17 protein-coding genes are annotated in these 17,201 nt (G+C 59.3%); 6 read left to right on the forward strand and 11 right to left on the reverse strand.

Annotation, left to right across the window (positions count from 1 at the left end):
* Positions 1-15 precede the first annotated feature (15 nt).
* From Enr8_RS13495 to Enr8_RS13505, 3 genes are read right to left on the reverse strand one after another with little or no spacing between them, the layout of a single operon-like run.
* Positions 16-1,167, reverse strand: coding sequence for a YcxB family protein (locus Enr8_RS13495; RefSeq protein ID WP_146432340.1), 1,152 nt, complete (start codon positions 1,165-1,167; stop codon positions 16-18).
* 12 nt (positions 1,168-1,179) lie between these two features.
* A complete protein-coding gene (locus Enr8_RS13500; RefSeq protein ID WP_146432342.1) occupies positions 1,180-2,361 on the reverse strand; it encodes a YcxB family protein in 1,182 nt (393 codons plus the stop codon).
* A 15-nt stretch (positions 2,362-2,376) separates the two neighbouring features.
* Positions 2,377-4,074 carry a M3 family oligoendopeptidase gene (locus Enr8_RS13505; protein WP_146432345.1) on the reverse strand — a complete coding sequence of 566 codons (1,698 nt, stop codon included), beginning with the start codon at positions 4,072-4,074 and terminating at the stop codon, positions 2,377-2,379.
* Positions 4,075-4,306: 232 nt separating this feature from the next.
* On the opposite strand from Enr8_RS13505, the gene Enr8_RS13510 reads away from it, so the two are divergent.
* Positions 4,307-5,236: a DUF4282 domain-containing protein gene (locus Enr8_RS13510; RefSeq protein WP_186767639.1), complete on the forward strand. Its 930-nt coding sequence runs from the start codon at positions 4,307-4,309 to the stop codon at positions 5,234-5,236.
* Positions 5,237-5,501: 265 nt separating this feature from the next.
* Here Enr8_RS13510 and Enr8_RS13515 read toward each other — a convergent pair whose 3' ends face one another.
* The 4 genes from Enr8_RS13515 to Enr8_RS13530 are packed head-to-tail and all read right to left on the reverse strand — an operon-like array spanning position 5,502 to position 8,460.
* Positions 5,502-5,708 carry a FeoB-associated Cys-rich membrane protein gene (locus Enr8_RS13515; RefSeq protein WP_146432349.1) on the reverse strand — a complete coding sequence of 69 codons (207 nt, stop codon included), beginning with the start codon at positions 5,706-5,708 and terminating at the stop codon, positions 5,502-5,504.
* Between the two features lie 56 nt (positions 5,709-5,764).
* Positions 5,765-7,978 (reverse strand): ferrous iron transport protein B, encoded by a 2,214-nt coding sequence (feoB, locus tag Enr8_RS13520; protein ID WP_146432351.1) that lies wholly within the window; start codon positions 7,976-7,978, stop codon positions 5,765-5,767.
* 30 nt (positions 7,979-8,008) lie between these two features.
* Positions 8,009-8,233, reverse strand: coding sequence for a FeoA family protein (locus tag Enr8_RS13525; protein ID WP_146432353.1), 225 nt, complete (start codon positions 8,231-8,233; stop codon positions 8,009-8,011).
* On the reverse strand, positions 8,230-8,460 hold the full coding sequence (locus Enr8_RS13530) for a FeoA family protein (RefSeq protein WP_146432354.1): 231 nt from the start codon (positions 8,458-8,460) through the stop codon (positions 8,230-8,232). The genes Enr8_RS13525 and Enr8_RS13530 overlap by 4 nt, the downstream gene beginning before the upstream one ends.
* A 291-nt stretch (positions 8,461-8,751) precedes the next feature.
* On the opposite strand from Enr8_RS13530, the gene Enr8_RS13535 reads away from it, so the two are divergent.
* Entirely contained in the window at positions 8,752-9,123 is a 372-nt protein-coding gene (locus Enr8_RS13535; protein WP_146432356.1) for a hypothetical protein, read from the forward strand.
* 11 nt (positions 9,124-9,134) lie between these two features.
* Here Enr8_RS13535 and Enr8_RS13540 read toward each other — a convergent pair whose 3' ends face one another.
* Positions 9,135-9,686, reverse strand: coding sequence for a DUF4253 domain-containing protein (locus Enr8_RS13540; RefSeq protein WP_186767640.1), 552 nt, complete (start codon positions 9,684-9,686; stop codon positions 9,135-9,137).
* Positions 9,687-9,831: 145 nt separating this feature from the next.
* Between Enr8_RS13540 and Enr8_RS25460 the strand changes: the two genes are divergently transcribed.
* Positions 9,832-10,215, forward strand: a complete 384-nt coding sequence (locus Enr8_RS25460; RefSeq protein WP_186767641.1) for a hypothetical protein — start codon at positions 9,832-9,834, stop codon at positions 10,213-10,215.
* Positions 10,216-10,273: 58 nt separating this feature from the next.
* Here Enr8_RS25460 and Enr8_RS13550 read toward each other — a convergent pair whose 3' ends face one another.
* Together Enr8_RS13550 and Enr8_RS13555 are read right to left on the reverse strand one after the other, a co-directional pair.
* Positions 10,274-11,317 (reverse strand): Gfo/Idh/MocA family protein, encoded by a 1,044-nt coding sequence (locus tag Enr8_RS13550; protein ID WP_146432362.1) that lies wholly within the window; start codon positions 11,315-11,317, stop codon positions 10,274-10,276.
* 71 nt (positions 11,318-11,388) lie between these two features.
* Complete coding sequence (locus Enr8_RS13555; protein WP_146432364.1) at positions 11,389-12,879, reverse strand: rhamnulokinase; 1,491 nt, start codon at positions 12,877-12,879, stop codon at positions 11,389-11,391.
* Positions 12,880-13,064: 185 nt separating this feature from the next.
* Between Enr8_RS13555 and Enr8_RS13560 the strand changes: the two genes are divergently transcribed.
* The 3 genes from Enr8_RS13560 to Enr8_RS13570 all read left to right on the forward strand — a co-directional run bounded on the left by Enr8_RS13560 (position 13,065) and on the right by Enr8_RS13570 (position 16,319).
* Positions 13,065-14,702: a cation:proton antiporter gene (locus tag Enr8_RS13560; protein ID WP_146432367.1), complete on the forward strand. Its 1,638-nt coding sequence runs from the start codon at positions 13,065-13,067 to the stop codon at positions 14,700-14,702.
* A gap of 399 nt (positions 14,703-15,101) precedes the next feature.
* Positions 15,102-15,842, forward strand: coding sequence for a phosphoadenylyl-sulfate reductase (locus Enr8_RS13565; RefSeq protein WP_246120078.1), 741 nt, complete (start codon positions 15,102-15,104; stop codon positions 15,840-15,842).
* A gap of 48 nt (positions 15,843-15,890) precedes the next feature.
* Complete coding sequence (locus tag Enr8_RS13570; RefSeq protein WP_146432369.1) at positions 15,891-16,319, forward strand: RrF2 family transcriptional regulator; 429 nt, start codon at positions 15,891-15,893, stop codon at positions 16,317-16,319.
* Here the strand turns inward: Enr8_RS13570 and Enr8_RS13575 are convergent.
* The gene (locus tag Enr8_RS13575; RefSeq protein ID WP_146432370.1) at positions 16,316-17,101 is read right to left on the reverse strand and encodes a hypothetical protein; all 786 of its coding nucleotides are present in this window, start codon (positions 17,099-17,101) and stop codon (positions 16,316-16,318) included. The two genes, Enr8_RS13570 and Enr8_RS13575, sit on opposite strands and share 4 nt — an antisense overlap.
* Positions 17,102-17,201 lie beyond the last annotated feature (100 nt).

Consider the following 17,201-nt stretch of genomic DNA (forward strand, 5'->3'; position numbering starts at 1 on the left):
ACTTTGCCGCGCGGCTCAAGTTTGCGGAGAGCGGAACGGGTTTTCTTCGTCGGACGGCGCGGCGTCGCGCTTGACTTGTTCGGCTTCTTCCGCGACTCGCTCGCAATAGGCGATGTAGGCCGCTTCGTGCCAGTTTTCGGCCTCATGGGCGAAGTGTTCAGCCTGGCCGAACGTCGGGAACGCCCGCTTGGGAGTCGTGTAGTAGACCGTACCTCCCGTATCGGTCAGATAGATGAAGCCGGTGTTCTGCACCACGGCGAGGGTGAGCCAATCGCTGCAGAAAATGGCAAAGGGGGTCAGGCTGATCAAGCCTGCGGGCGAGATAAACAGGTTCCGGCGGCAGAGCCAGTCGGCGGGAATGTCTTGCTCACGTCGAATTTCGCGGAAAATCGTCAGTAGCGTGATCGAGCCGACATACCAGAAGGCGGCCGATGCGACTAAGGCGAACGCGGTAAATCCAGGATGGCCGACGCCAAACGCCATCCCACCCATGATGACGCTGAGCACCAGATAAAGGGCGTTGCGGCCGATACGAGCGCCCCGATTTTGCCAGGGGTACTCGGTCGCTCCTTTTTCCATCACGTACGACCAATCGGCGCGGCTGTTCTCGTACTCAACGCTTAGCCCGGCGTCGCGGGTCCATGCGGCGAAAAAATCGTCGTCATACAGGCCGATCTCCGGCGGCGTCGTTTCTTGGGCGGCAAGCCGATATTGCTCGGCTAGTTGCACGAACTCTTGCATTGCGTGCGGCGTGTCGAACGCCCGGCGCGGGATTGGCGTCTTCCGCTGCTCGCTTTCGTAGAGCGTCGCGAAATCCCGCTCGACGACAGTTCGCTCGACGTGCGACCAGGCGATACGGCCGCGGTTGTGGTCGGTCCACATCTCCAGATAGTTCGGCTCCAGGCGAACCTGCATCGGTCCAGGGGCCAAGGTGACCGGCTGCGGTTTGAGAGACAAACGCTGCACGTAGCGCACCAAGCAACTGAAGTAAACGATCGCGATCATCAACGCGACCCAGTTGTAGCCGAGCGCAAGCGCCGGCGCGATGCCGGGAATGCCGATCATGACGCCGCCGATGATCACCGGCAGAATCACATTCCGCTGTGGCGTCGTCTCGGATTCAAAGGCGACCGAATCTTCGGGGCAATATTCAAACTCGACTTGCATCTGGCTAGGGGGTTAGGCGTGAGGGGATCGGTACGGATTGTCGCCGTCGGCGAGTTCGGCCTGGATGACGTCGTCGCCTAGTTCCGTTTCGTCCGGTTGCTGGGCGTCTTGCCAGTATAGCTGCGCTTCGTCGGCGAACTCCTGCGCCAGTTGTGGGGTGGCGAACGCTTTTTTGGGCACGACGCAGATATGCTGGTCAATTTGGTTCTTAAACGCCAGGAACTCGGCGTTTTGATCGACCTGTTTCAGGTTCTTCCATTGGCCGCAGTGCGTTACCGCGGCAGTCTGGAGGAGATAGCCTTTTGCGGTCATCGTCAGGCGACGTGGCGTCAAGAATGTTGTCGACATGCGACTGCGATTGTACCAGCGTATCGCCGTCGAGCTGCCCACCAAGGAAACGACGAACCATATCACCGATGCAATGTACATCGGCATATCGAATCTGCGACTTTCTTGGGCAATCGTTACGAGATTGGTGTCGATCGGCGGATTCGCCATGCCCCAGGCAAGTACCAACGCGGCGCCTATCAGCCACGCCAGCGAGTGCAAAGAGCTGAGATAAATGTTGGGACGCTTCAAAGGGGGAACGCCGTTGGCGACCACGTACGCCAATTCGTCGGCGTTGTTTTGGTATTCGATCGCCTGCGTGATTCCAGCAGCCCAGGCGGGATAGAATTCTTCGGTAGGCGATGGGAATGGAGTGGCTGGTAGTTCACTCGCAGCTACTCGGTATTGTTCCGCAAGTTGAACGAAACGGCTTGTCTCTTCTTCGGAAGCGAATGCCCTGGCAGGAATCAGGATGTGCGCATTGGAGGTAAAGAGAATCTGAATCACGTTTGGAAAAGCGTTGGTTTTTTCAATCAAAGACCACGAGACCCAGGTCGTGGCGTGATCTTCTCGCTCGACAAGTCCGCGCGGATCAAGACGCAGCTGCAAATGCTCGCAGGTAATCAGCTTGCGTCGCTCGTGTCGATTGGCTTGGTAGAGGATCGCTATCCAGATGGCGGAGAAGATCGATAAAAAGACAACTCCGGCGATCGTTCGACCGCTGGCGAAGTAAGGCAGAAACGCCGGGCCAGTGAAGATCAAAAACAGGCAAAGGAAAACGGCGTACTGCTTCAAATACGAAAGCGGAGGCGCCGCTTCCTGAAACGCCGCAAGATCGGCTTTGCTGGTTTCAAATTCGACGTCCATCGCCCTCGCCGCGGCTTACAGCTTCAGATACTCGCGGGCCTGCTGGACCACTTCCTTCAAGCTGCCGGGCTTGAACGGGTTCTTCAGGCCGGCGCTGTCGACCAGGCCGGAGAAAGGCAGCGTGCCGCCTCGTTTGCAGAGGTCGACGTACTCTTGCATCGTTTGGGCGAAGTCGCGCTCCGACCGCACCCAAAACTGCAGCGCACAGCACTGCGCCAGCGTGTAGTCGATGTAGTAAAACGGCGACATATAGATGTGCCGCTTTTGCTGCCAACGTCCGCCGGTCGAAACATGCGGCAGGTCGCCGTAGTTGGTGTCGGGCAGGTAAAGCCGTTCCATCTCTTGCCAGATCGCGTGCCGCCGCTCGGGCGTTGCGTCAGGCTCGGCGAAGATCGCATGTTGGAAATGATCGATCGCCACGCCATACGGCAGGAACAAGATCGACGTCAGCAGGTGAATCCGGCGGAAGCGTTCGGCTGCGTCGCCGAAGAACATCTCCATGTGCGGCCAGGTGAGGAACTCGAGACTCATCGAGTGAATCTCGCAAGCTTCGTACGTGGGCCAGACATGTTCCAGCAGGGCCGCGCCATCGAAGCTGCTATAGCACTGAAACGCATGTCCCATTTCGTGCGTGAAGACTTCGACGTCTCCCTTCGAGCCGTTGTAGTTGGCGAAGATGAACGGCAACTCTTCGCTGGGCAAGCTCGAACAGAAACCGCCGCCGGCTTTCCAGGGGCGAATCTTCAGGTCAAGCAGATTCTTGTCGCACATCAGCTGGAAGAACTGGCCGAGGTCGACGTTCATATCGTTGAACATCCGCTGCGCCAGCTCGATCTGCTCTTCGTAGGCGCCGAGCGGCGCCGGATTGCCGGCGCTATCGAACAGCCCTTCGTCCCAGAACATCAAGTCCTCAAGATTCAGGGTCTCTTTCTGCGTGCGATGGATCTCGCGACACAGGGGGACGACATGCTCGCGAACTTCGTCCCGATACCGGGCGACCTCTTCGGCGCCATAGTCGGTTCGCGACATGCGGCGATAGGCCAGCTCGACAAAGCTGTCGTAGCCTAGCTTCTGCGCGATGCCATGCCGGATCGTGACCAGCTCGGCGAAGATCTGATCGAGATCGGCGCGATTGGCGGCGTACCATTGCCACATCGCCCGGGCGGCGCCGTAGCGAATGTCGCGATCGGCGTGCTCTTCAAACTTGGCGATGCTGGAGAGGTTGTACTCTTCTCCCTGGAACTCGATCTTGGCGCCGGCGGTCAGTTCGTTATAGCGCGAGACGAGCTTCGACTCTTGCACTAGGTCGTCATGGATACAGGGATCAAAGGTGCTGTTCTGCACTTCCCACAGCTTGAACGCATGCTCGCCAAAGATCGCCTCCAATCGCGGACGCAGCGGCGTTTCGACCAGCATCTCTTGGATGTTGACGTTCAGCTCGGTCAGCTTGGGGGAGATCTCGTCGCGGTAGTCTTGCGCCGCTTTGTATTTGGGGTCGTTCGTCTCTTGATTGAAACGGATCTCGACCAGGTTGCTCCACGACTCAAGCCGACGGCGCAATTGGTCCCATTTGGCCACGACGGCTCGCAGCGCATCGTCCGACGTCTTCGAGTCGCCTAGTGCGGCCTCGAGCTCGGTTTGGAGCGAAGCATATTCTGCCGTCACCTCATCCAGATTGGGATTGGGCAGGCAGAAGTTCGAAAAATCATCCATGGTCGACAATGGCATAGGTGGGACGGCTCGCGGAATCTTCTCACGCTCGGCTCAACGTACCCGCCGATCGGTAGTGCGTCCAGCGGCGAAGAGCAGTACTGCCATGGGGTTTCTCACGCTACGCGGGTCCACCGTTTGTTTGACTTGACGCTGCGCCGCGTTCAAGATGGATGGACGACACAGAGTAGGCGCTCCGGCATTCTGGCCGCGTCGACCCACCCCGAGAAATCTCATGGCCGAAGAATTCTACCTGAAAGCAAACGAAAATGCGCCGGAGACAGGCCCGTTTTCGTCGAAGAAGATGCGGCAGCTTGCCGCCGCTGGGCAGATTACGCCCGAGACCCTCGTACGCAGGGGGGAAAGCTCCTGGGTCCATGCGACCAGCGTCCGCGGATTGGAACTGCCCAGCGGACCGCCGCCGACGGTCGCTCCGTCCACGGCGGCGCCTGTTTCCACGGCCGGCGAAGTGCCGATGGGGATTCCGGTCGAAACGCCAGACGAAGTGAAATCGTCGATTCCGACCTCGCTGGATGACGACCATGGCATTTCGCTGCCGTCGCGGCTGCCGGATCCGACCGGCGGTACCGGCGAAGCGCAGGTTAAAGGCGTGGGAGAAGAGCCGCGGGCATTTGACGAAGACGCGCCGACCCCTCCCTCAATTACGGCGCCTCCGCCACCTCCGCCGGCCGCCCCTGCGGCAGTCGCCGTCGATCCGCCGAAGGAAGAGGAGCCGGAGATCTCGGAGATGATCTCGGTCGCTCCCAGCGACAAGTCGAGCGGCAAAGGAAAGAAGAAAAAAGGGAAAGTGCGTGCGGCTCGCGCCCCTTCCAGCGGATCGAGCTCCGGTGGCGGCTTGGGCGGCCTCTTCAGCTTCAAGACGATGATCGCCCCCTCGGTGATCAAGATTGTCTTTTACGTGGGGCTGACGCTGATTTTGCTCGGTTGGCTCGGGGGAACCGCCGCCCTCCTTTTGATTGGCATGTTCTCTGGACAACCGCTGACGGCGGCGATCGGTGTGGCGGCGACCTACTTCGTCGTCGGCGGCGTGATTAGCCTGCTGAAGATCTTGCTGCTGCGAATTGGCGCCGAGGTGGTGATCGCCTATTTCCAGGCGGTCGAAGACCTGGCCGCGATCCGGGAACGTGGTGCCGAGAAGGTATAGCAGTCCGTTGATTTTCTCGACGGACTGCGTGATCGCACGGATGCGATCCCAAAATAACGACGTAAGTCGTTATTTTGGGAGCCGCGAAGAGCTATGCTCTGAGCCTGGCGAGGTTGGAAAATGCCACGATGGCATTTTTCAACAGGCTGATAGCGGCGAAGAAACCGAAAGAAGTGAGCGACTCGTGTGGAGAAAGTCGCTCGCACCTGGGGCGCTATCGCGCCCCCCGGCTGGCAATAGCGCCGGTTGAATGGGTGATCGTCGTTTACCGTTTCGGTTCGACGATCTTGGTGTCTAACTGAATCAGCGTGGTGCCGATGTGCGGGCCGTGCTGCTTGGAGCCGCAGCCCTTGCAACCACCGCCGCAGCCTGCTTTTTCGGAGCGGACGGTTCGCCATATCGAGATGGCCAAATAGGTTGCGCTGCCCGCGATCAACAGCAATACGCCGACGTTCTGAAATACGTCTGACATGCTCGCGCCTCGAGAAAAGGGATGCTTTCAACAGCGCTTCATTATACGAAGCGAAATCACGTTGTGGTGAAAAAAGACGCGATTCTATAGATAATAAAGGCACCGATATACGCCAGTGCCGTCATGTAGAAGAAAGTGAAGATCGGCCATCGCCAACTGTTGGTTTCTCGTTTGATCGCCGCCAAGGTAGCTGCGCATTGTGCGCAAAGGGCGAAAAAGACCATCACCGAGAGGGCAACCGGCAGGTTAAACAGCGGCTTGTCGGTCCCATCCCAGGTGGCGGTTTGCAGTTTTTCTTGGAGAGGAGCGGTATCTTCGTCGTCTCCGCCCATGTCGAAGATCACCCCCAGCGTGCCGATGATCACTTCCCGCGCGGGAAACGAGGCGATCGTGGCGCAGCCAATTCGCCAATCCCAGCCCAGGGGGCGAACGGCTGGTTCGATCCAGTGTCCGGCCCGGCCCAGATAACTATCCCGCAGCAAGGCGCCATCGATGTGGTTTTGCAATTCCGCCTGCTCTTCTTCGAGAGCGGCGACTTTCGTTTCGTCCGTCGCTTGCTCTAGCTCGGTCTCGACGGCGGCCAGACGCTCGATCTCCGGTGCGACGATCGCCTCGTTATGCGGGTAGTAGGCGGCGGCCCAGACCAGCACCGACGACGCAAAGATGAGCGTGCCGGCGCGATAGATAAAGGCCCATCCTTTCTCGACGACCCGCATCAAGACGGTCTGAATCGAGGGCCATTTGTAGGAGGGAAGCTCCATCACGAACGGTGGCGTCGCCCCTCGCAGAATCGTCTTCTTCAGCACCAGCGCGACCAGCACCGCCGTGACGACGCCGACCAGGTACATTCCGGCGAAGGTGAGCGTGTGCGAATTGAGCAGACCGCCAGCAAACGAGTATTGTGGTACAAACGCCGCGATCATGATGACGTAGACCGGAATGCGGGCCGAGCAACTCATCAGCGGCGCGATCAACATCGTTATCAGGCGGTCGCGGCGATTCTCGATGACGCGGGTCGCCATCACGCCGGGGATCGCACAGGCGAACGAAGACAGTAGCGGAATGAACGACTTGCCGCTAAGACCGACGTTCGAGAACAGGCGGTCCATCAGGTACGCGGCCCGGGCCATGTACCCGCAGTCTTCTAGGATGGCGATGAAGAAGAACAGGATGCAAATCTGCGGAAGAAAGACGAGGACGCCTCCCACGCCGGCGATCACCCCGTCGACCAACAACGAGCGAAACGGTCCCTCGGCGAAGTTGTCGCCGACCACTCCCCCGAGAAACTCAAACAAGCCTTCAATCCAGCCCATCGGCACGCCGGCGATGTAGTCGCTAAAGACTGCCGTAAAGACGGCCATCATCAGCACCGCGAAGATAATCGTGCCGAAGACCGGATGGGTCATGATCCGGTCGAGCCGGTCCGAAAGCGGCGGCGGAACCTGCTTCCGCTCGACGATACCTTGGAGCGTCTCGCGGACCCAGCCGTATCGCGACATCGCTTCGACCGCCGGAACCGGGGCGCCCGATTCTTTCAGTCGGGTGCGGGCGTCGGCAATGAACTGGTGAAAATCGTCGCCGCCCAGTTTGAGTTCCGACTCTAGATAGCCGCTGGTGTCGAGCAGCAATCGCTCGACCAGGTACCGCGGCGTCGAGACGTTGCGTGAGACCAATTGTCCTTGCAGTCCGGCCACTTCGTCGCGAAACGCCGGCGGAAAAGGGCTGGTCGCTTCAGGCGGAGCGAGTTGTTCGATGTTGGCGAGCGCTTCACGCAGCTCTTGCACGCCCTCGCCATGATTGGCCCGGGTCGGGATGACCGGCACCCCGAGCCTTTCCGACAGTTTCGGGACGTCGACCGTCACACCTTTTTCGGCGGCGGCGTCGATCATGTTCAGCGCGACGACCGTCGGCAGACGTAGCTCCAGCACTTGGCTGAGGATGTAGAGGTTGCGTTCCAGGTTCCCGGCGTCGAGGATCACCAGCACCGCTTGCGGTTTGCGTTCGGCCGGAAGGCGACCCAGCAAGACGTCGACCGCGACCATCTCGTCGGGCGAGCGTGGCGCCAGACTGTACGAGCCGGGCAAGTCGATCAGTTCGATCGCTTTGTCGCTGACGCCGAAGGTTCCATGCTTCTTTTCGACCGTCACGCCCGGATAGTTGCCGGTCCGTTGGCGAACGCCGCTAAGCGCGTTGAACAGCGTCGACTTGCCGGTGTTGGGGTTGCCGATCAAAGCGATGGCGATCGGCTCGGTCTGCTGCTGAATCGACATGAGAACTCAAGCGGAAGCTAGGTGGGAGGGTTAGTCGGCGATGACGACGCGCGACGCTTCAGATTTTCGCAGCGACAACCGATAGCCGATCAGTTCGATCTCAATCGGATCGCCCAGCGGAGCGTAGCCGACGACCGTCAGTTCGACGCCGGGCACCAGTCCCATTTCGAGCAAGCGGACCGAGATGTCGTCGTCCCCTTCAATCGAACTGACGGTGACGCGATCTCCCACTTGGAGCGTGGAAAGAGTCTTCATGCGAAGGTTGCGGCCGGCTGAACGAAGACTTGCAGATGAGCACACTCACGAAAACAGAGGGTGCATCCATCGACGCGGACGATGCAGGGGCTGCCTTGCTGCACGACCTGAACGACGGCCCCACAGCGCATTCCCATCTCGGCCAAACGTTTGACGTCATTCTGTTCGCCCAGAACTTCGGCAATTTCGGCAGACTGGCCGATCGGTAGTAGGTCGAGAGGAATCATGAACTTGGCGTGGCCTTGTTGGTATTGAGATTGAATCTCATGTCACGTCTCTTAACTGTACCCGGTCCGGTAGGCGAATGCAAGGCTTGCCTGCCGACATCGTGAAGAATCGTCGAAGCCAAACCACAGCGTTCTTCGTAAGATTCGCCGGAGAGAACGGGCGGCGTTCGCCTCAAAGGATAGCCGCGGAATGTGCTTTGGCTTGGGGGCTTCAGCGTGTAGGCTGGATACCTCTGTAGGACTGTGTGGCCGGCGGGAAAAGTATGGCACTTCTAAGCAAAGGCTGGAAACATGAGCGGTGATGACGAAACCCTGAATGAAAAAATCGGCGGCTGGATCGCGGTGATCGTGATTGCGTTTTCGGCCTTGATCTCAGGCGGCTTCATGCCGGAGCTAAATGTCTTGCCGTACGTCGCCTGGTTGGCGATCGCCGGTTTGGGCGGGGCGATCGGCGTGGCGGTCTATACCCGCAACTGGCTGCACGGAACGATCGCTGGCCTGATCATCGGAGTGGGAGCGGTGTTGGGCGTCCACGCGTATATCATCGCTCGCTCGATGCTGATCGAAGGGGGGACCTTCTTTTCGCTGGAACTGTTGATTGGCGGCGGGTTGGGATCGATCCCGGGTTTGCTCTACATGTATTTTGTCGCCGATCGCAACTAGCTGCGACAGCGCTAATCCCACCACAGATAGACGACGCTGGTTTGGGCAACTGCGTCCTGCAGCGCTTCGACGGTTCCGATCCCCTGATCGACGATATCAGGACAGAACTCGTACACGTCCTCGCAAAAGGCCGCGATGTCATCGGGCAACTGTTCAAAGCGGAACTGGATGGTGTCGCTTTCGGCGTGGAAGATATCGATGCCGTATTGCGAATCGTACGCCTGCAGCTTCGTCACCAGATCTGCAGTATCCATGTCAAAGTTGGCCGCGTCGGTCATGGCGATGCGGGGGATGTCGAATTGGCTTTCTCCGCAAGCGACGACCACCTCGCTCGCCTCTGGATCGGCGCCTTCATCCAGAGATCGGGTGCAGCCGACGAAGGCGAGGATGCCGGGGCCAAGCTGCGGACGAATTTCGCCTAGGATCTCGAACGCTCGATCGAGCGAGACGACGACCGATCGCCCCGCTTCATTTTCATCGCGACCAAAATTGACGGTCGAATAGGGGCGAAATTCTTGACCAGAGATTTGGGCGAGTAGCGCGGCGGCTTCATCAAGCGTCATATCGTTTCCTGAGATGCTCAAGAGGCATTTAGTAGCAATTGCCTCCAACGTGTGGTAGTTGTTGGTCCTGCTCGCTTGCGGCGGCTCGCCCAAGCGAAAATCGCAAAGTGGAATCTTGAAGCGTCGATGGGGGAATCGGGGGATGGTGAGCGACGGCGAGTCCCGGGGGCAGAAATTTGGCGCTATCATCGCCGTGATCCTGGTCTTTCCGCCGGCCGCGATCGCTGGCGGTTTTTTGCCCCAACTGAACGTGTTGCCTTTTTGGGGCTGGTTGGCGATCGCCATGATCGGCGGCTCAATCAGCGTGGTGATCGTTTCCGGGTGGCCTTTGCATGGAACGATCGCCGGATTGATGCTGGGACTTGGCGCGGTCCTCGCAGCCTATTTCTACGGCTACGTTCGCCTGACGTTGCTCGGCTCAAGCTACTTCTTCTTTGCCGAGCCGTTTGTCGCCAGCGTGGTTGGGATGATACCCAGCTTCATTTATTTGGCGAATGTTCCTTACAAGGCTCGCATCGACACACGCTAGGCGAGCGACAGCAGCGCACCCCGATAGCCGATGCTATCGGGGCGATCCGCTCGGTTGACTACACCTTCATCTTGCGACCTTTGACCACCGCTTCGGTCTGCTTGTAGCAAAGTAGCAGTGCGTCGGCGGCGACTTCGCCCGAGAGGATCTCGGACGGCGTGCCTGACTCGATCGACGAAGCCGCTTCTTTCATCTCGGCGATGAACGCTTCGACCGGATCGCCGCCGGCCAGTTTCGGCTGCTTTGATTTCCCCTTCTTCGGGATCACCGTCAGCGGCATCGACAGGACCGGCTGATCGTCGATCACGCAGAAGTCGAACAGCATCGTCGCTTCTTCAAAGTGAATCTCGAAGCCGTGGGCGAACGAGCGCGACGGTTGATCAATCACGCCGGCGTTGAGGTTCACGACCAGGCTCTTGTCTTCAAACTCAAATTGCGAGCTAACGTATTCAACCACGCCGCCGCGCATCCGGCCTTGGCTGGTGACCGCGGTCGGCATGCCAAACAGCAAGCGAATCCAGTGCGAGTCGTGGATCTGCAGGTCGACCATCGGGCCGCCAACTTTCTCGGCGTCCCAAAAACCATCGACCCAAGTCGGGTCCGAGATCATCCGTTTGAAACTGCCGCCGAGGACCTTGCCATATTTGCCGCTACGGGCCGCTTTCAAAGCGAAGCTGTACTCGGGGAAAAACGGCAGCGAGTGGGCGGTCAACAACATCTTGCCGGTCTTTTGCGACGCTTTGACCATCTTCTTGGCGTCGGCGACCGAGACGGCGATCGGCTTTTCGACCAGCACGTGCTTGCCTGCTTCAAACGCCTTGATGGTGTACTCGGCATGGATCGCCGGCGGCAGGCAGAGGTCGACCATGTCGATTGAGTCATCGGCGAGCAATTCGTCGTACGTCGAATAGCCAGCGACCCCAGACAGGTCGATCTTTTCGCCAGGAGGACCGAAGTTCCCTTTGATGCCGCGCCAGTCCCCTTTCAGACGTTTGGGATCGCGCGAGCTGACGGCGGCCAGTTTCATCGAACGAACTTTTTGGTAGGCCAGATAGTGAATCCAGCCCATGAAACCGACGCCGACGAGTCCAACGCGAATCATGGTGGCTTGCTCCTGTGGTAGCTTTCGTAGGTAGTAATGCAGTCGCCGGGCCGCTGCGGCGGCCACCGGCGTTACTTGTTAAGTAGGTTCAGGAATCGCCCGTACGCTTCGTCCCAGGCGGTCGTGTTGCGCGGTTGATATTCCGCGACCGAAAAGCTGTTGCGGACCACCTCGCGGCTGTCCCACAAGCTGCCGACATCGCCGAGCGCCACCGCTTGCGTCATCAGGTTGCCGACCGCGGTCGCTTCGGTCGGTCCGGCGACGACTCGGCACTTGCACGAGTCGGCCGCAAACTGGCTGAGCAGCGCGTTCTGCGCTCCGCCGCCGACGATATGAATGGTGTTGATCTCGCCGCCGGTCAGCTCTTGCAGCCACGTGTGGACTTGGCGGTAGCGCATCGCCAGGCTCTCCAAGGCGCAGCGGATCACTTCCCCTTCCGACTGCGGCGGCGTTTGGCCTGTCCGGGTGCAGAAGTCGCGGATTGCCTGCGGCATATTGGCCGGGGCCGAAAAGCTGGCGTGATCCGGATCGATCAGCGAAGCGAGCGGCGTCGCCGCTTCTGACATGCGAACCAGTTCCGACCAGCTGTACTCGTGGCCTGCTTCTTTCCAGATGCGGCGGCATTCCTGGACCAGCCAGAGGCCGCCGATGTTCTTCAAGAGTCGGGTCGTACCGCCGACGCCCCCTTCGTTGGTGAAGTTGTACTCCGCACATTTGGCATTGATCACCGGGTGGGTCGTTTCGACTCCCATCAAGCTCCAAGTGCCGCTGGAGATATAGCACCAGTTGGGCGTCTTGCCCGACGATTGCGCGGCGGGGACCGCGGCCACCGCGCTGGCGGTGTCATGCGTGCCCGGCAAAATGACCTCGGCGGTGCGAATGCCGGTCGCGGCGGCGACTTCGGCCCGCAGCTTGCCCAGGTTGGTCCCGGTCGGCAGGATCTCTTTGAAGACGCTGGGGAGGCGAAACTTGTCGATCAGCTTCTTCGACCATCCCTTGGTGACCGGATTGTAGAGCTGCGTTGTGGTGACGTTGGTCACTTCGTTCCCTTTTTCGCCCGTCAGCAGCCAATGGAAAATATCGGGCATCATCAAAAAGTCGGTGGCCGCATCCAGGATCGAGCTATCAGCCTGCCGCATCGCGTAAAGCTGATAAAGGGAGTTGAAATCGAGGAATTGCAGTCCGGTCTCGGCGAAGATTTCTTCGCGGGTCGCAATCTGTAGCGCTTCGTCAAACGCTTTCTTGTTCCGTGGATCGCGGTAATGGCGGGGGTTGCCCAGCAGTTCGCCGTCGTCTCCGAGGAACGAGAAATCGACGCCCCAGGTATCGACCCCCATACTGACGATGTCGTCGCCATATTTCGCTTTGGCGCTTTTCAGCCCCTCCTGGATGTTTTTCCAAAGGAGGAGGAGGTCCCAGTACATCCCGCCAGCAGCGTGGGTTGGCCCATTCTCAAATCGGTGGAGCTCTTCCAGGCGAATCCGCTCGCCATCAAAAACGCCAGCCAGAACGCGGCCGCTCGACGCGCCGACGTCGATCGCTAAATAGGTTTTGGTCGCCATCGGAAATCTTCGCTTTGCATGGGGGATTTGCGCTAAGTCTTCTGGCGGCTCAGTTTAAAGCCTATTCCAAGCGGCTGCAATTTGCCTGCCGAGGGAGCGCGCGGACTTTGCGCCTGTGCAACGCCCCCCCGCTTTTTTCCGCACTGGATGCTACATTAGCGACGGATAGACCTCTGGGAGGATGCATGCAACCGACGACCTTAGAGCAAGTCGTGCTCGACCTGATTGTGATTCTGACGGCTGGGGCCATTTCGGGCGCCCTCTGCCGCCGGTTTCACATTTCGTCGCTGGTCGGCTATTTAATCATCGGCGCCATTTGCGGCACCGGCGGGTTGGGGCTGTTCACCAGCGAGAGCGAAGTGCTGGCCCACCTGGCCGAAATCGGGGCGCTGTTCCTGTTGTTTTCGATCGGGATGGAAATCTCGCTCGATGAGGTCCAGGAGTTCGCCTTCCGCCTATTGATCGGGGGGCCGATTCAGTTGTTTGCGGTTTCGGTCCCGGCCGCGCTGTTGATCCGGGCGCTGGGGTTTGATTGGTCAGCGGCGATTCTGTTGGGATCGGCGATCGCCCTCAGTTCGACGGTTCTCGTCTTCCGGGCCCTCAAAGAGTCAGGCGTGCAGACGTCGGTTGCCGGGGTCTCGTCGATCAGCGTCCTGATTTTCCAAGACATGGCGATCGTGCCGCTGATGCTGATGGTGCCGCTGTTGGCCGGGGCGAGCGACAAGTCAGGGCTCGACTTGGCGAAGCTGGGGCTCTATTCGCTGATGTTCATGGCGATCATTCCGATCTCCGGCACGATCGTCCGCAGCTTTGGCGTGCCGGTGTTACAGCGACTGCGGAGTCGCGAACTGTTGGTGCTGTTCGCGCTGGCGGTCTTGGGCGGAATGTGTTTTCTGGCGCATGAGCTTGGTTTGCCGGCGGCGCTGGGCGCCTTTGCAGCTGGGCTGATTTTGTCAGGCAATCGTTTGACGCAGCAAGTCGACGCATTGATCCTGCCGTTTCGCGAAACGTTCGCGGCCGTCTTTTTCATCTCGCTGGGCGGTTTGCTGAATATCTCAGAAGCGATGCATGATCCAGCTCTGATTTTGATCGGCTTGCCGGTGATTTTACTGCTGAAGACGGTCGGCGGCGCACTAGCGCTGCGGGCTGTGGGCGTACGTTGGCCAGTCGCTTTCTGCTTTGGACTGGGATTGTCGCAGGTGGGCGAATTGAGCTTTTTGCTCCTGTCCGAAGGGATGCGTCTCGAGCTGATCAACGATGACCAGTACAACCAGATGCTGGTGCTGGCGATCGCCACGCTGCTGCTGACGCCAGCGATGATTAAGTACGGTATTCGCGCCGTTGGCGACCATCTGGCCGAGGTGGTCAAGCATGTGAAAAAGCTGAAGCGGCCGCCGGTCGATGTGAAAGAGGCGGTCGTGATCGGGGTCGGCCCGATCGCCAAGCAGGTCGCTTCGCGGTTTGAGATGCTCGGGGTCGCCGTCTGCTTTGTCGACATGAACGCGGTAAACACCTATCCGCTGGAGCAACTCGGTTTTCGCACCGTCACCGGCGACGCCACCAAGATGACGACGCTGAAGCAGGCCGAGGTCGAACGGGTGCAGTTGGTCCTGGTCTCGGTCCCCAGCGACGAAGCGGCGGTCACGATTGTCCGCTCGATCCGCAAGCTGAACAAAAAAGCGACCATCATGGCCCGCTGCCGCTATCTGGAAACTCGCGGCCGGCTGACCGCCTCGGGCGCCGATCTGGCGTTCGACGAAGAATCCCACGTCGCCAGCGCGTTGCTCTCGATGGTCGACTCTCTCGACCTGTCGCCGAACTAGGGCATGTACATTTCAATAATGTAGGGTTTGGGTGCAGCAAGCGAAATTCGCTGTCTTGGCTCAGAAGCCAGGAATCGCTTGCGTAACCCACCTTCTGCTTGCAAGCGCATTGTTGGGTTACGCTGCGCTGCACTCAACCTACATCCGACTGCTCTGTAGAGGGGTTCTCGGCCCAAAATCGACAAAATCATCCCAACCTGAAGTTCTGCCCGGTCTGTAACCGATGAACTGAATTGGCATCGGAGAGATTGTTGACTAAGTTGGTCAACATGGTTTAGATTTGAAAAGACTCAACACGGAAGTTGGAGTAACGACGTGGCGAAATCAGTCGTCAAATCATCGCAAACCACTGTAAAGAAACGACTTTCCGATATTTTGAAGCCGGCAATGAAGACGCAAGTGTTAACCGAATCCGGAAAACTCGAGCCGACCGAAGAGCTTCTGGCCGAATTTGCGGCCAAGAATGAGGAGCTGGAATCGGCGACTCCGGAAGAAATTATTGCCTGGGCGGCCGAGCGCTTTGGGACGAAGCTGACCATGGGAACCGCTTTCGGTCCCGAAGGTTGCACGATCCTCTACATGCTCTCGAAGATCGCCCCCGAGACCCCGGTCTTTAATCTCGACACCGGTTACCAGTTCCGCGAGACCCTGGAGCTGCGCGATCGCATCGCGAAAGAGTTGGGGATCGAGGTCGAACTGCTGAAGCCGGAACTGTCGGTCGAAGAGTACGAAGCCCAGACCGGCGGCTTGCCCCTCTACAAAACAAACCCGACCCAGTGCTGCCTCGATCGAAAGATCACCGTACTGAAGCGTGGCGCCGAAGGGAAACATGCCTGGATCAGTGCGATCCGCCGCGATCAAAGCGAAGACCGCGCCCGGGCGCCAATCGTCGGCTGGGACAAAAAGTTCGGCCTGGTGAAGGTCAATCCGCTGGCCAACGTTACCAAGTCGTGGGTCTGGAAGTTGATCACCGATCACGATATTCCGTACAACCCGCTGCATGATCAGGGCTACACCAGCATTGGCTGCTGGCCCTGCACCCGCGCTGTCGCCGCCGGCGAAGATGAACGGGCCGGTCGCTGGAGCGGTTTCGCGAAGACCGAATGCGGGCTGCATACGCTGGACGACGACAGCAAGTAATCGAACTCGAATCTACCGAATAGCGGCGGCTGGTCCGCCGATCGTGTCTTGAACATCTCCGCCAAAACCGAATACGCATGCGTCGCCATGATCGAGCTGGCGTCGCTCTACGAGTCGGGCGATCCGGTTCGCGTTCGTGAGTTAGCGGCGACGCATGGCATCCCCAATCACTTTCTGACGCAGATCCTGCTGCAGCTGAAAGGCGCCGGGATGGTGCAAAGCACCCGCGGTTCGACCGGCGGTTATCGTCTGGCTCGTGACCCGAGTGAGATTTCGATCTATGATATCCACCGCGTGATCGAAGGGGAAAACGACCAGCCGTGCGGCGCACTGCAAAAGCCGACCCCGGCCGCGGCGGCGCTGAAGAGCCTCTGCTGCGAAGCGGCCGCGGCCCAGCGTGAGATTCTCTCATCGGCAACCCTGGCCGACATGGCGGAAAAGGCGGGGAGCAGGGTTGAGGATATGTTCTATATCTAGCGAGGTCGATCCTCGAACAGGCGTTTCGGTTTCTCTGGCGCCGCTTCCGCCATGGCATGATGAAGGCCGCCGACCGCCAGCAGCAATAAGCCGATCGGAATCGTTGCGACCACCATCCAAACGCCAAACAGCAAACTTAGCGACTTGCCAGTCGTCGCGACTGCGGAAAAAGGGGGCAGAGAAATGATCGCGATCACCGGGATGCCGACAAGCAACGGTCGACGATAGCGCGACGAGGCGACAATTCCTCCGAGAACCGCGCCCCAACCGATACCGCCAAAGATCCAAGCGGCCGCTTCCCAATAGAGAGTGTCGCTGACGCGTTGGGTTTGTAAGACCACGCTTGGCTGGCCTGCGCGGACGGTGAAGACGTCATTCACGGCGAGGGAAATGCAGAGCGTCGCGCCGGCCAACGCTCCCAAGACGACGACCCAATGTCGAGGATGACTGCAGGGACAGCAAACCCACTTTCCAAATCGCGCCATCATGGGGTCAGCCACGACGTCAGGCTCCGTTTCGTCGACCCAATCGTAGGCCGATTCCCCGGCGCCTGGCACATTCCTGGCAATCGTCGTGGCGATGAACAGCTTGCCGATGCGAGTCGACGAGACGCTGGGTAGCGCTAGGATCGCTCCAATCACGATCATCACCAGCGTGATTGCTAGTCCGGGAAACAGCCGTTGCTGAATTAACATGATCAGCACGCCGATCAAGGCGCCTCCGACCGTCAGAGTCAGCGCTTTTACCCAAGCGGGCGCCGCATTGGGATCGTCTGCCGTCATGTCAGATCTCGACTAGAAAATAGTCGGCTCGACAGAACGCGGCTTCGTTGTTCAACGATTTGGCGTCCCGCAGCGGTGTGGTAGAATGGAGTCCCCCGCC

This window comes from Blastopirellula retiformator, from assembly GCF_007859755.1.
Classification (GTDB): Bacteria; Planctomycetota; Planctomycetia; order Pirellulales; family Pirellulaceae; genus Blastopirellula; species Blastopirellula retiformator.